Raw genomic sequence first — 13,587 nt, forward strand, 5'->3', positions numbered from 1 at the left:
GGACCCCTGTGCCCATGCCCCGTGCCGCGGCCGGGTAACCGCCGCGGCACTCGAGCGTCCGGAACGCCCCCGACGGGCGGCCCCGGGTCAGTCCACGCGCCGGGCCGGGCCCAGAAGGCCGGACTCCGCGTCCGTGGGCTGCGTCATCACGAACTGCCGGCGCTTGCGCGTGCACCACATCGTCACGTTGTCGCCGAGCGTCGGCAGCGCGGCCACGTCGGCCTCCGACAGGCCCATCACCTGGCCGATGACCTCGGCCTCCTGGGGCGAGACCCGCTGCAGCCCCACCACGTCGGCGCCGGCGAGCAACCGCGGGGCCGTCGGCCCCAGGTACGGCAGCAGGGTCATGACCGACTGCCAGGACTGCGCCGCGACCCGGCTGCGCGGCGGACGGGCGCCGCAGTCACGGACGATGACGACGGGGCTGTGCACCGAAGGACCCTGCGGGGCGATCCGCCCGACCTCGTGCACCGTCACGCACTGCTGGCCGCCGCCCGCCGCCTGCGCCATCGGCGCCCACGACTGGGGGCGGGCGGTCTCCACCGCGACCCGGGCACCGGTTGCGGCGGCGCGCAGCGACAGCACCTGCGCCAGCCACATGCTGCCGACCAGCACCACGTCGAGCCGGACCGGCCGGCTCAGCGCCAGCACGGCGGGCTGGTTGGCGGCGTCGATCCCGATGACGACACCGTCGTCACCGATCGGCAGGGACAGCCCGGACAGCTGTCCGGGCGTCAGGGTGTGCCGGTCGCGGCGCGGTCCGAGCAGCCCGAACGCGGCACGCAGCGTGCGCCGACCGGCGCCGGCGAACGAGGAGCCGCGCGGGTCGGCGCCCTGCGGCAGGTGCGAGGGGCGGGGCCCGGCGCCGGCGGGGAAACCGGAGCCCGCGCCGGGGCGCTGTCCGCCGAAGGCGGGAACGGTCGGAGCCGACATCAGCGGGTACCTCCCAAGGGCAGCGTGGCCAGGATGCCGGGCACCTGCTCGCGGTCCAGCCGCACCAGGCCCAGCCGGGACGCGGTCGCGCGGCGTTCCAACTGACGCCGCGCCTCCGTCAGTTCGTTCTCGCTGCGGCCGGTCAGCCGCACGTACCCGGACAGCAGCGCCGCCCGGCTGCCGCCCGGCGCGAGGACCAGCGAGAAGGTGCTGGCCAGCGCGGGCGAGGAGGTCAGCAGGCCGACCAGGTCGGGCAGTGCGGCGGCGCCGGTGCCCAACTGCGGCCAGCGGCTGACCCAGTAGGTGGTGTGCCAGCGGTCGTCGCACCGCCACGCCCGCGCGCTCTCGGAGGTACGGCGTGCCTGGCGGCTGCCGTCGAGGGCGGCGCCGCCCGTCGTGGCGAGGGGGTTCACGCAACTCGACGTCGCCACGGCGGCGATGATCTCGGGCTCGGTCAGCACGCGGGCCTCGAGCCCGGTGCCCACCAGCCGGCTCACCAGGTGGTCGGCGGCCCGCAGCAGGGCGCGCCGCGCCCCGGCCATGCCGCCGCCGCGCGCCTGCACCGCCTCCGGGCACAGTTCGGGGTCGAGCTTGATCGCGATCCACGTGAGCCGCAGCCCCGGCGTCTGGCTCTGCGCCTGCAGCGGTGCGTAGGAGCGCGCGGCCAGCGCCTGCGCGGGCAGGTGCGGGGCCGGGGCGGGCTGGGTGTGCTGGACGACCTGGACCGACGCGAGCCGGATGTCGTCCACCGTCAGCGAGCCGTTCAGCAGCTCCAGGGGGAGCGAGCGGACGCCGCGGGCCGGGCGCAGCGGTTCGTCGACCGCCTGCACCTGGACGACGGCCGTCAGGAAGGTGCCGTCGCCGATCATGCCGATCTCGCGCTGCTCGCGCTCGTCGGTGTACCCGTAGGTGCGCAGCGCCGGGTCGCACTCCACGGCCGGCACGAAACCGGGGTCGGTGCCCTGCGGGACGCCGGCGGCGTTGCGCCGCTGACGGGCCTTCAGGGAACGGGCGGTGGCCATCCACTCCGGCATCGGGCGGCCGCGCCGCCGCAGCAGGCCGAAGAGCAGCAGCGGGACGGCGATGACCGCGGCCACGACGGGCCCGACCACCTCGTGGATCAGCCAGCCGCCCAGCAGCAGTGCGAGTGCCAGCTCGATCAGCACGAGTTGCTGCACCCGCACGGGGCCTATGCTCCCGGGCCTGCGGGTCATCACCGGGGCCGCCGCCCCGGCCCGCGCCGCGGGGGAGCCGCCGTGCCCGCTCCCGGGTGGTCCGGCGTACTGCTGCGGTGGCTCGTCGCCCGGACTGCGCCGGGACCTGGTCGCGGTGGTCATCCCCCGTACAACCCTTCTGCTTCTGCCGGTACCTGTGCCGCGTGGGCGGCGTCCGGCGCCGTCCGGCGCTCGCTCGCGTCCGTCGCCCTGCCGGCCTGGGACGCTCCGGGTGCCGCTGGCGGGCCGATCGCGCTACCCCGTACCGTACGGTGCGATCGTCACACGGCATAGTAGGGGTCCCCCTCACCACAGCCGTCACCACAGCCGTCACCGCGGCGGACAGACGGGACCGGGGAACGCCACAACAAAGCAGCGACATACGGGGAGTTGACGCAGGGATGGCGACACGTAGGGATGAGCTGAACGCCTACTCGTTCGCGCGCAGGCGCACGGTGGCCGCGTTCCTCCAGCCCTCCCCGCACGGTTCGGAGGAGGCCACCCCGCGTCCGCTGAAGACCGTCGCCCCGAGCCTCGTCGTGGGTCTGCTGGTCGTCGTCGGCTTCGGATTCTGGGGCATATTGAAGCCCGCCGCGCCCAAGGGCTGGGACACCCCCGCCCAGAAGGTCATCGTCGGCGACGAGTCCACCACCCGTTACGTCGTGCTGAAGACCAACGGCGAGGCGCAGCTGCACCCCGTGCTCAACCTCGCCTCCGCCCGACTGCTGCTCGACCCCGAGAAGTTCGAGGTCATCAAGGTCAAGGAGTCGGTGCTCGACAACAGCGGCATGACGCTCGGCAGCACCATCGGCATCCCCTACGCCCCGGACCGGCTGCCCAGCCAGGCCGACGCCGGCAAGCCCAAGACCTGGGCGCTGTGCGAGACCCCGGGCGGCGGCACGGACCGCTCGGCCCAGCGGGCGGTCCTCGTCATCAACCAGCAGAAGCCCAAGGAGGCGGCGCTGGTCGGGGGCGCGAACCAGCTCCGTGACGACGAGGCCATGTACATCGAGGTGCCCGGCGGCGCCCAGTACCTGGTGACGGACCGGGGCTTCCCCTACCTGCTCGGCGGCCCCGACGGGAAGCAGCAGCCCGAACTGGTCAACACCCTGCGCCAGGTCATCTTCGGCGCCTCCGCGCAGCCGCAGAAGGTCGACGCCGACTTCCTGTCGACCCTCAACAACGTGCCGGGCGCCGCCATCTCCTTCCCGCAGGTCGACGGCATGGGCGAGACGTCCACCGCGCCGGGTCTGAGCGCGGAGCACGCGAAGGTCGGCCTGGTGCTGAAGGCCAACGACGACCAGTACGTGGTGCAGCGGGACCGGGTCGTCCGTGTCACCGCCTTCATGGCGAAGCTGCTGCTGAACAGCCCCCAGGCGAGGTCGCTGTACGACGGATCGCCGGAGGCGGTCTCCGTCAACGTGGGCGAAGTCACCTCGGCCCAGGCGAGCGAGACCTTCATGGACGACCTCGGCTGGCCGGAGAAGGCGGTCACGCAGGCCAACACCCAGGACGAGAAGGACGGTCGCAGCGTCGCGTGCAGCGTGTACAGCGGTGTCGACGACAAGGTGACCAAGAAGCCGGCGATGACGATGTGGGCCGGGAAGAAGTTCCCCCGGGACGTGGCGCAGAGCGGTACGAACACCTACGTCTCGCCCGGTAGCGGCCTCTTCTACAAGGCGTACGACGGTACCGACAAGCGCATCGGGTCCATCTTCATGGTCACCGACACCGGACTGCGCTACTCGGTGCCGACGACCGGCGACAGCGACAGCGGCGGCGCGGCCAAGCAGGACGACGCGGTCGGCGTCGTGCAGACCAAGCTCGGCTACGCGAAGAACTCCCCGGTGCCGGTGCCGCGGATCTGGTCGGACCTCCTCGCGAGCGGGCCGACGCTCGACGTCAACGCGGCGAAGCAGGCGCAGGGCTCCTGAACTGGTATTTCCGCGGAGCTTCACGGGTATTGATTGAGTATTTGACAATCCATTGGCCAAGCCATCAACACCCGTGGCAACGTGAGGGTTTGGTGATGAAGGTCAGGATCCCGATACGGAACCGGGTACCTGTTCGCCTTGTCACCGCTATTGGCTAGAGTTGAAGACCGACCACATCTTCCGATGTGCGAGGAATCCGATCTTCTACGTCTCATGGGGGACGCCAGACATGGCTGGACAGCAGTTCACCATGACCGAGGAGGAGATGGTTGCATTCAGCAACCGCATCTCCACGGTCAACTCCTCGATCCAGGGCGAGATCCGCCGCCTCCAGACCGTGATCGACACGATCACCTCGGGGTGGAAGGGCTCCGCCGCCACGGCGTACAACAACCTGCAGTCGCAGGTGAACGAGGACGCCAACAAGATCAACCAGATCCTGGGCGACATCAAGGAAGCTGTGGACGCGAGCACCAAGAACTACTCCGCCTCCGAGGAGGAGCAGCGCGCGTCCATCCAGAGCATCTCGGCGCAGGGAAGCAACCCGTTCGGATGACCGTCCCCGCGCGGTGACCTGATGCCGCGCCGGCCGGACCACCCATCCGAATCCAACATCTGAGGAGACATCACATGTCCGGGCAGATCCTGGTCAATTTCCAGACCATCTCCCAGGCCGCGACCGACGTGCGTACGACGGCCAACAACATCAAGCGCCAGCTGGACGACCTCGAGTCCGGCGTGAAGAAGATCGCGACCACGTGGGAGGGCTCCGCGCAGGAGGCCTACCGCACCAAGCAGACCGAGTGGGACCAGCGCGCCGCGTCCATGCACCAGACGCTGGAGGCCATCGCCCGTGCCCTCGACACGGCCGCGCAGAGCTACCAGGCCACCGAGAACAAGAACCGGCAGATCTGGGGCTGATGACGCGCCTGGCCGCGTAATACGTGATGAGGGCGGGCGTGTACGGACGACGTACGTGCTCGCCCTCGTCGGCGGTTTGACCACGAACCGCACACAACGGGAGGACGGAACACCAGTGGGATCGCACGCCGTGAGGCGCACCGCCGCCATCGCCGCAGCAGCGGCGCTCGCCGCCTTCGGCCTGCCGGCCTCCGGCGTCGCCTCGGCGTCGTCCGCCGGCGACGTACGCACGGTCCTCGCCGACGACGGCGACAACGAGCGCTTCCAGATCGACGACACCCAGTGCTCGTTCCCGTCCGACGTGATCAAGGGCACGCCCTGGTCGCTGCAGCGCATCGTCCTCGAGCAGTTGTGGAAGGACACCCAGGGCCTCGGGGTGGTCGTCGCCGTCATCGACACCGGCGTCGACAAGAACAACACGCAGCTCGCCACCGCCATCAAGTTCCACGCGGGCAAGGACCTGATCGACCGGGACCGCAAGAACGACGGCACCAAGGACCCGGTCGGCCACGGCACCAAGGTCGCCGGCATCATCGCCGCCCGGCCCTTCAAGGACACCGGCTTCGTCGGCATCGCCCCGCGCGCGTCGATCCTCGCCATCCGCCAGAACGACAACCAGGGCGGCGGCACGGTCAGGACCATGGTCGAGGCGATCAAGTACGCCGCGAACGCCGGCGCCAAGGTCATCAACATCTCGCAGGACACCGCCACGGCGATGCCGCCCGACTCCGCGCTGGAGCAGGCCGTCAAGTACGCCCAGGAACGCGACGCCCTGATCGTCGCCTCCGCCGGCAACGACGGCGCGGGCGGGCAGGAAAAGCTGACCTACCCCGCCTCCTACGACGGCGTCCTGGCGGTCGGCGCCTCCGACCGCGACAACGCCCGTGCCAACTTCTCGCAGCCCGGCTCCTTCGTGGGCATCGCCGCCCCCGGCGTCGACATGGTCTCCACCGTCCCCTTCGGCGGCCACTGCATCGACCAGGGCACCAGCTTCTCCGCGCCGTACGTCTCCGGCGTCGCCGCCCTCATCCGGGCCAAGCACCCCGACTGGACCTACCGCCAGGTCATCACCCAGATCGAGCAGACCGCGGACCGCGGCAAGCCGGGCCGCGACGACTTCGTCGGATGGGGCGTCATCGACCCCGTGGCCGCCGTCAACGACGACGCCACCACCCCGCAGGACGCCCCGACGCCGGACCCCGTCGTCAACGCCGGGGCCCACGAGAAGATCGAGGCGGCGACCGTCATCCTCGGCGAGAGCCCCCAGGAACGCACCGAGCGCTACGCCGTCTACACGGTCGGCGGCGCGATCGGCGGTGTCGCGCTGCTGGTGGGCGGCGGTGTGGTGCTGGGCGACTGGCGTCGCAAGCGAGGGATCAACACATGAGTAGGAACGGGGAAGCGACACGATGAGTGACCAGTACAAGGTCGATCTGAGTGAGCTTGAGGACACGATCAGCAAGCTCAACGGCGTGCTCAGCAGCATGGGCGGAGTGAAGTCCTGCGCCGTCAACGGGACGCACCTGCCGGACGGCGCTCTCGGGAGTGGCGATTTCATCGAGGCGAGCGAACTGGCCAAGGCTCACGACGAGATGAAGATACACATCCAGGACGTCATCAACTTTCTGCACAGCGTCATGGACGAGTTCGGGAAGAACACCAAGAAGGTCCACGGCGCCTATTCCGACGCGGAGTACGACACGCAGACCGGCATGGCCGGCGGCTGACGGTGGGTGGACGGGAAACGTGGCGAGGATCGACGAGGGGGCTGTGAACCATGGGTGAGAACGACCAGATCGACTACGACTACCAGCACATGTACGGGCCGTACGTCGGTGTGGTGAAGACCCCGTTCGCCACCGACACGGACATGGACCAGATGAAGGCCATGCTCGCCAACGCGCAGCCGGACACCGTGCTGCGCGTGGCCGATGGCTGGAAGCGGGTCGCAGGCGACCTCGCTCGGGACCCGGACAGCGCGAAGGCCCAGTTCGACAAGGCGGTCGACCACATCATGGCCCACTGGGAGGGCCCGGCGGCGCAGGCCTTCCACACGAAGGCGCAGCAGATCAGCAAGAGCATCAACGACTGTGCGACGTACGCCGACTACACCTCCACGGCGATGAAGCACGCCGGCGACGTCCTGGCCAGGATCAAGCCCGAGGTCGACGCCATCGAGAAGCCGGGGTGGCTCGCCTCCAAGGCCGACGCGGTCGGCAACCTCGGCAGCCGGGACGAGAACTGGCGCGGTGAGATCCGGAACAACCAGGGAGCGCAGAAGGCCCTGGACAACCACGCCGGAAACCTCTCCGAGGGCAAAGAGCGTCAACTGCAGATGGCGGCCAAGATGGAGACGCTGGCCCAGGCGTACACCCTGCAGACGTCGACCATGGGGTCGTGGAAGAAGGTACCGCCGGCGAGGCGGGACGACCACGACGACTATCCGGGTGATCCGGGAGGCGTCGCTCCGGTTCCCGCTCCGATACCCACGGAGGTGTCCCGGCCCAAGACGGTGGCCCCGAGCCGTGGCACGACGGGGGGCACCACCGGCAATGTCAGGCCGTCGCAGCAGGTGAAGCCGCCGCGCGAGTCCGGCATCACCGGGGGCGTGCAGAAGCCCGTCACGAGCACCAAGCCCCAGGTCGGCACGGCCATCGACGGCATCTCCGGCCCGGGCGGCGGAACTGCCGGCATCGGCGGTGGCGTGGGCGGAGCGGGCGGTGGCGTCGGCGCCGGTGGTGGTGTCGGCGGCGCGGTCGGTGGTCCCGGTGGGGCCACCGGCGGACTCCCCGGAGGCGTGGCCGGCGCCGGGCTCGGTGCACGTGGTGGAGCGGGTGCCCGTGGCGGGTCCGGGGGAGCAGCAGGTCGCGGCGGCATGCCCGGCGCAGGCGGGGCCGGCGCGGGTGCAGGCGGCAGGGGTGGCGCGGCCGCCGGGCGCGGCGGCAGCCTCGCCCGTCGTGGCGGCGGTGTCGTCGGTGCCGCCAAGGGCACCGGTTCGGGCACCCGCGGTACGCCGGGCGGCTCGGGCCTGCACAGGAGCCGCGGCGCGGCGGGAGCCGGCAGCGGCGGCAACGTGGGCAAGGGCGCGAACCGCATGATGGGCCGCGGCCAGACCGATCGGACGGAAGAGGAAGAGCGGCGCGAGGGCGAGCGTCCCGACTACCTGGTCGAGGACGAGGAGACCTGGACGCCGGAGCAGAACAACGCTCCCCGGGTCATCGAGTAATCACCCTTGGCCGACCGGTGCATCAGTGCATGTGGAAAGGTGTGGGGGCGTAGCCGCCTGAGCTACGCCCCCACACTGCCTGAGAGAGGACAGACAGGGATGGGCTTCACACGGACGTTTCGCGCGGTAAGCGGGGCAGTGCTCGCCGGCGCGCTGGTCCTGGTGTCCGCACCGGGCGCTGCCGCGGACCAGACCAGGGAGGACCAATGGCCTCTGGAGGCGTTCGATGCCCAGGCCATCTGGAAGATCTCCAAAGGTGAGGGCGTCACTGTCGCCGTCATCGACGAGGGCGTGTACGCCGACCATGTGGATCTCAAGGGCAACGTGATCCAGGGGAAGGACTTCGTCGACGGAGGCGCCACCACGCCGAAGTACGGTGACTCCCACGGCACGAGCATGGCCGCGATCATCGCCGGTCACGGCCACGGTCCCGGTTCGTCCGACGGGGTCATGGGCCTGGCTCCGGAAACCAAGATCCTCGACATTCGGGACATCGGCCTGCGGCCGGACGGATTCGCGGGGTCCATTCGCTATGCCGTGGACCACGGGGCATCGGTGATCAACATCTCGCAGGGCGGTCCCGGCGCCAATGACGAGAAGGCCGAGGCGGACGCGATCGCGTACGCGTTCCAGAAGGACGTTCTCGTCGTCGCGAGCACCGGCAACAACGGGCAGGGCGTCGAGTTCCCGGCGAACTATCCCGGCGTCGTCGCCGTCGGCGGCGTCAAGAACGACGGCACCATCTGGGAGGACTCGAATCGCGGCCCGAGCGCCCTCCTCAGCGCCCCGGCGACGTCCATCGTCTCCGCGGGCAACAAGTCGGACACGGCGTACGTGTCGGGCACGGGAACCTCGGATGCCACGGCTTTCGTCTCTGCGGCCGCCGCCCTCCTGCGCTCCAAGTTCCCCGACCTCACCGCCGGCCAGATCGCCAATCGGCTGACGAAGACCGCCGGTCTGCCGGATTCCGCCAAGAGCGTCTCCCTCCCGGACGAGCGCTACGGCTACGGCTTCATCCAGCCGCTCGCTGCTCTCAAGGAGGACATCCCGGCGGGGCCGAAGAACGGGCCGTTGTCCGTCCCCGAGTCCCTCAAGGGAGGCACGGGGAACGCGGACACGGCCCAGCCGTCGAACAACGCGGCGGCCGGCGACGACGAGTCGTCGTCCTCTACGGCCGAGTCCAAGCGGATCATCATCCTCGTCGGCGTGGGAGTCGTCGCGCTCGTAGTCCTCGCACTCGTCATCCTGCTGATCGTCAAGATCGCACGCCGTGGCAAGCGCGACGACGGCGGCCCGGGCGGACCCGGCGGACCCGGGGCGCCCTCCGGCTGGGGCGGCAATGGCCATCCGCAGTACGGGCAGCAGCCGCAGTACCAGCAGGGGGGCAGCCCGTACCAGCAGCAGCCGCAGGCGCCCGGACGGTGGCCGAACCAGTAGTCCGGGTCATGTGACGCGGTAGCAGACGGGGGACGGTGTGCTGCCGCCTTCCGTGCTGCCCGAGGAAGGACGACAACGGGGTGCGGTTCACGGGGACGCTTCGCTCGGCAGGCGGAGCGGTGATGGCGGGTGCGCTGGTTCTCGGCACTGCCTCGACGGCAGCGGCCGACAAGACGAGGCAGGACCAGTGGGTGTTGAGGCCTTCGGCGCGCAGTCGATCTGGAAGGTCTGGCAGGGCAAGGGAGTCACCGTCGCGGTCGTCGACGCCGGGGTGAACGCCGACCACGTGGACCTCAAGGGCAACGTGATCAAGGCAAGGACTTCGTTGACGGTGGCTCCACCGCTCCTCAGGCCGCCGACGATCACGGCACACGGACTGAGGCGTCCGCCTCACCGGCCCCGTCCGCGCCCGCTCGCGGGCCGGCGGACGCTGAACCGCGTGCCGCGCGGGCGCTACGGGTCCCGGCGGCCGTCAGGAGAGCTTCGCGGGGCTGTCGCACCCGTGGCGGGCGGCCGACTGCTCGGCGAAGCGCTGCAGATCGGCCCGCTCGGAGGCGGTGAGCGGCTGCGAGGTGAAGTGCCGGTCGCTCCCGTCGACCGGCGACGCGCGGAAGTAGCCGAGGCCCAGGGCCCCCGGGCAGGTGGCCGAGGTCCACACCGACGTACCGTCGACGCCTGAAGGCTTGTCGTGCCCCCCGTACGCGCCGTTCATGACGGCTTGGGAGTTGTCGTTGAAGGGGCCGTACGCGGCGGCCAGCTGCAGGTGCCCCGAGAGCACGCACTCCTCCACCGGCGCTGCCTCCGCCGGTGTCTCGCGTACCTCGGTGGCGGAGGTCAGCCCCTTGCAGGTTCCCTCGGCCTCGGCGGCCGGTACGGCCGTGGCGGACGCCGCCGGGGCCGTCAGCCTCTTCGCGTCCCCCGGCTTCGTCGCACACCCGGTCGTCTCCGCGGCCTTCCGTGCCGTCTCGGTCACGGTGCGGGCGAGCTGGAGGCGCACGGAATCGGTGACCTCGATGTCACGGGGGGACTCGGCCGCGACGAGCAGGCCACCGCCCTGCTCGGGCTCCCAGTTGTCACAGCTCAGCAGTACGGACGCGGTCGCCCCGGCGTCCTTGGTGACCATGAAGCCCTGCCAGCCCGCGTCCAAGGGCACGGGGAGCGACTCCTGCTCGTCCTGGAACGTGTAGACGCCGAAGGCATTGAGGGCACCCGCCGTGGTCTCGACGGATATCTCGACGCCACCGACGTCGCACCGCACGGCGAGGCCCGCGGGCTCCTTCACGTCGTCGGACACGTCGAACTGCCGGCTGCCGACCTCGAAGCCCCCGCCGAGCAGGCTCATCCGCGACTTCCCCGCGAGGTCCAGCACCGGGTCGACCGGCAGCATGCCACCGCACGCCCTGCCCGCCTTCGCGGCCGGATACTGCAGCTGGAATCCGTAGCACCCCGCGCCCAGGGCGACGAGCGTCACCGCTGAGACGAGCAGCTTGCGCCTGCCGTTCTTCCGGAGCGAAATCCGGTCGTTCCACTTCATGTGCCGTAATCCCTGTCCGCGATACCTGGGCCGATCGTGTCGGCGGTGTCCCTCGTGGTGGCCGGGCCGCTCCGGGCCCCGGCGGTCAGCCCTGCCCGGTTCCCCTCTTGTCCTGCCCGTAGCCGTCCAGGTTGCTGTCGGCGGAGTGGAAGCCCACCTCGACCTCGTTGGCCAGGATGTTCTGGTAGTCGGCGACGTGGCCCTGTCCCCGGGCCTCCGCGGAGTTCCGGTAGGCGTCCTGGAGGACCGCGGTGGTGGAGTACTTCGCGTCCTCCCAGTCGGTGCCGCTGGAGTACACCGCGTTGCCCATGGTGTCCCGTTCGGAACCGCTGACGATCTGGTTGATCAGGTCCCCCGTGACGGTGGTCGCCACGCCGCCGACGCCCGCGCCGACGGCGGGTGTGGCGATGAAGGACGTGCCGACACCGATGCCGGTGCCCACGATCCCGGACGCGTAGCTGCCGGCCCTCCCCATGGCGTCGTTGTAGGCCTTGTCGGCCTCCACGGCGTCGCCGATGTCCGACTCGCGCCTGCCGATCGCGATGCTCCCCTGGACCTCGCCGGACGACCTGGCGATCTCCCGCAGCGCGGTGTCCGTGGATCCGTCGAACGCTTCGGGGTGCTGCAGGTGGTAGTCGATGAGGTTGGAGGTGTACGCGCTCTCGGCGAGGTTGATCGCCGCGTAGCCGTCCGGGTCCTTTCCGACGGTCATGAGGAAGCGGGAGGTGTCCTGCTCGCTCAGGTTCGCCGCGGTGCCGCCGATCGGATAGAACTGGTCCCTGTTCCCCGAGCGGTCGTTCGTCAGGGACTGGTGGATGTCCGGCATGTACTCGCCCGCCATCCGGCCGAGGCTGTCCTGCATCCCGTCGTGGGCGAGCTCGGAGTCCTGGGAGACGGAGTGGACGACCTCCTGCATGAGGCGGGCCTGGGCCGTGTTGTGCGCCGGGGTGTCCGTCGAGGGGCTGGTGTCGTACGGGTGCCCCGTGGTCGCCGACTCCAGGGCGTGCCCCAGGTTGTTGTAGCCGCTGGGGTTCTTCGAGTCGCCGGTGAAGCCCGCGCCTTCCGGCCAGTGGCGGTCCTTCATCAGGTAGTCGAGGTGGTCGACCTTCTCGCCGTTGACCTCCGACTCGGAGGAGAGGAACTCGGTGGAGGCCGCCGGGTTGTGGCCCAGGGCGTCCATGAAGCCCGTCATGGGGTCGAGCGCGCCGATGTTCGCCGGCCCCAGGGAACGGGTCATGTTGCCGGTCCAGTAGGCGTCGGGGTTCTGGCCGCCGTTGGCGCCGTTCGCCTCGGCGGTGATGAGGTCGTTGCCGTAGGCCTGGAGGAAGTCCTTGTCCCACTTCCCGTGGCTCATCAGGCTGCTGGTCAGCTGGTAGCCGCTGAGGCCGTAGGGGGTCTCGGTGGGGTTGGCGTTGAAATCGCGGCGGCCGGCCTCGAGCAGGTCGTCCTGGAACTTGGTGACGGCCGGGTCGGGGCGGCCGGCGCGGTCGTCGGAGGTGGTGGCCGTTCCGATGGTGGTGCCCAGGTTCTTCTGGATGTCCTCGAGCCGGGCGAGCTCGCTCTTGGACAGGTGCGTCCCCGCGGGCGGGGTGACGATCTCGTTGTACTTCTCGAGCATGTTCTCGCCGCCGGTCTTCACCGCGAACTGCCGGGAGAACTCGGGGTCGTTCTTGTTCGCCGAGAGCAGCAGGTCGAGCTTGGTGAGCTCGGCGTCGGACAGCCGCCCCTTCTTCGTCATCAGCGCGGCCGCCTGGTCGGCCTCGACGGCGTCGAGGCTGGTGTAGACGCTGGTGTTGAACGACCGGCTGTCGCCGTTGGCGTCGCGCTCCAGGGCGGCGCTCGCGGCCTCGTCGGCGGCGGTGGCCAGTTCGAGCACGCGCGTCAGGCGTGAGGAGAGCGAGTCCAGCTTGTCCTTGCGCTCGGTGGCGAAGCCCGGGGCGGCGGAGGCGGTCGGACTGTCCCAGCGGGAGTCGACGTCCTTGATCGCCCCGTCCTCGGAGACGTGGAAGCTGTCGGCCCGGGCTTCGTCGAGCAGGGTGCGGAGCTGCTTCTGGTACGCGGCGAACTCGGTGTGGGCGTCCTTGAGCAGCTTGGCGATGCGGCCGGCCTCGGTGGCGGCGTTCTCGTACTCCGTGCGGGCCTTGTCCATGGTGGCGAAGGCCGCGGTCGCGGCGTCGCCCTCCCAGTGGCCCTTGAGGTGGTTGATCACACGCTGCTCGAACTCGCCCTGGAGGGCCTCGTACTTGGCGGGCAGCGCGCCCCATGAGGTGGCGGCGTCGGACAGCGGCCCGAGGTCGGCCTTGTCGAGGTAGGGGATGGACACCATGTGTGCGTCAGCTCCTGTCCGTCCCTTCGGACGGGTGTGGGTTTCGCGTTGCGGCCGTGCCA

11 protein-coding genes are annotated in these 13,587 nt (G+C 70.4%); 7 read left to right on the top strand and 4 right to left on the bottom strand.

Going from position 1 to position 13,587, the window contains the following annotated elements; all coding sequences use genetic code 11:
- Nucleotides 1-87 precede the first annotated feature (87 nt).
- Both ACFV3E_RS18240 and eccE read right to left on the bottom strand, forming a co-directional pair.
- Nucleotides 88-933 (bottom strand): hypothetical protein, encoded by an 846-nt coding sequence (locus ACFV3E_RS18240; protein WP_500535533.1) that lies wholly within the window; start codon nucleotides 931-933, stop codon nucleotides 88-90.
- A complete protein-coding gene (gene eccE / locus ACFV3E_RS18245) occupies nucleotides 933-2,270 on the bottom strand; it encodes a type VII secretion protein EccE (protein WP_500535534.1) in 1,338 nt (445 codons plus the stop codon). Before eccE ends, ACFV3E_RS18240 begins: the two co-directional genes overlap by 1 nt.
- A 278-nt stretch (nucleotides 2,271-2,548) precedes the next feature.
- Between eccE and eccB the strand changes: the two genes are divergently transcribed.
- The 7 genes from eccB (at nucleotide 2,549) to ACFV3E_RS18280 (ending at nucleotide 9,665) form a co-directional block, all read left to right on the top strand.
- The gene (eccB, locus tag ACFV3E_RS18250) at nucleotides 2,549-4,081 is read left to right on the top strand and encodes a type VII secretion protein EccB (RefSeq protein WP_500535535.1); all 1,533 of its coding nucleotides are present in this window, start codon (nucleotides 2,549-2,551) and stop codon (nucleotides 4,079-4,081) included.
- 229 nt (nucleotides 4,082-4,310) lie between these two features.
- Entirely contained in the window at nucleotides 4,311-4,637 is a 327-nt protein-coding gene (locus tag ACFV3E_RS18255) for a WXG100 family type VII secretion target (protein WP_500325805.1), read from the top strand.
- 74 nt (nucleotides 4,638-4,711) lie between these two features.
- The gene (locus tag ACFV3E_RS18260; RefSeq protein ID WP_500535536.1) at nucleotides 4,712-5,002 is read left to right on the top strand and encodes a WXG100 family type VII secretion target; all 291 of its coding nucleotides are present in this window, start codon (nucleotides 4,712-4,714) and stop codon (nucleotides 5,000-5,002) included.
- A 130-nt stretch (nucleotides 5,003-5,132) separates the two neighbouring features.
- Nucleotides 5,133-6,389 carry a type VII secretion-associated serine protease mycosin gene (gene mycP / locus ACFV3E_RS18265; RefSeq protein WP_500535537.1) on the top strand — a complete coding sequence of 419 codons (1,257 nt, stop codon included), beginning with the start codon at nucleotides 5,133-5,135 and terminating at the stop codon, nucleotides 6,387-6,389.
- A gap of 22 nt (nucleotides 6,390-6,411) precedes the next feature.
- Nucleotides 6,412-6,729, top strand: a complete 318-nt coding sequence (locus ACFV3E_RS18270) for a hypothetical protein (protein WP_500535538.1) — start codon at nucleotides 6,412-6,414, stop codon at nucleotides 6,727-6,729.
- Nucleotides 6,730-6,779: 50 nt separating this feature from the next.
- Nucleotides 6,780-8,228: a WXG100 family type VII secretion target gene (locus ACFV3E_RS18275; RefSeq protein ID WP_500535539.1), complete on the top strand. Its 1,449-nt coding sequence runs from the start codon at nucleotides 6,780-6,782 to the stop codon at nucleotides 8,226-8,228.
- Nucleotides 8,229-8,327: 99 nt separating this feature from the next.
- Nucleotides 8,328-9,665, top strand: coding sequence for a S8 family serine peptidase (locus ACFV3E_RS18280; RefSeq protein ID WP_500535540.1), 1,338 nt, complete (start codon nucleotides 8,328-8,330; stop codon nucleotides 9,663-9,665).
- Between the two features lie 472 nt (nucleotides 9,666-10,137).
- Here ACFV3E_RS18280 and ACFV3E_RS18285 read toward each other — a convergent pair whose 3' ends face one another.
- The gene (locus ACFV3E_RS18285; protein ID WP_500535541.1) at nucleotides 10,138-11,199 is read right to left on the bottom strand and encodes a hypothetical protein; all 1,062 of its coding nucleotides are present in this window, start codon (nucleotides 11,197-11,199) and stop codon (nucleotides 10,138-10,140) included.
- Nucleotides 11,200-11,284: 85 nt separating this feature from the next.
- Nucleotides 11,285-13,525: a WXG100 family type VII secretion target gene (locus ACFV3E_RS18290; RefSeq protein ID WP_500535542.1), complete on the bottom strand. Its 2,241-nt coding sequence runs from the start codon at nucleotides 13,523-13,525 to the stop codon at nucleotides 11,285-11,287.
- Nucleotides 13,526-13,587 lie beyond the last annotated feature (62 nt).

It is taken from the genome of Streptomyces sp. NPDC059718, assembly GCF_042733315.1.
Taxonomy (GTDB): Bacteria; Actinomycetota; Actinomycetes; order Streptomycetales; family Streptomycetaceae; genus Actinacidiphila.

Bases quoted from the DNA above. Each gene is read 5' to 3' on its own strand.
- ACFV3E_RS18270 (WP_500535538.1), top strand. From the start codon at position 6,412: ATGAGTGACCAGTACAAGGTCGATCTGAGTGAGCTTGAGGACACGATC.
- ACFV3E_RS18290 (WP_500535542.1), bottom strand. From the start codon at position 13,525: ATGGTGTCCATCCCCTACCTCGACAAGGCCGACCTCGGGCCGCTGTCC.
- eccE (WP_500535534.1), bottom strand. From the start codon at position 2,270: ATGACCACCGCGACCAGGTCCCGGCGCAGTCCGGGCGACGAGCCACCG.
- ACFV3E_RS18240 (WP_500535533.1), bottom strand. From the start codon at position 933: ATGTCGGCTCCGACCGTTCCCGCCTTCGGCGGACAGCGCCCCGGCGCG.
- ACFV3E_RS18260 (WP_500535536.1), top strand. From the start codon at position 4,712: ATGTCCGGGCAGATCCTGGTCAATTTCCAGACCATCTCCCAGGCCGCG.
- ACFV3E_RS18275 (WP_500535539.1), top strand. From the start codon at position 6,780: ATGGGTGAGAACGACCAGATCGACTACGACTACCAGCACATGTACGGG.
- eccB (WP_500535535.1), top strand. From the start codon at position 2,549: ATGGCGACACGTAGGGATGAGCTGAACGCCTACTCGTTCGCGCGCAGG.
- ACFV3E_RS18255 (WP_500325805.1), top strand. From the start codon at position 4,311: ATGGCTGGACAGCAGTTCACCATGACCGAGGAGGAGATGGTTGCATTC.
- ACFV3E_RS18285 (WP_500535541.1), bottom strand. From the start codon at position 11,199: ATGAAGTGGAACGACCGGATTTCGCTCCGGAAGAACGGCAGGCGCAAG.
- ACFV3E_RS18280 (WP_500535540.1), top strand. From the start codon at position 8,328: ATGGGCTTCACACGGACGTTTCGCGCGGTAAGCGGGGCAGTGCTCGCC.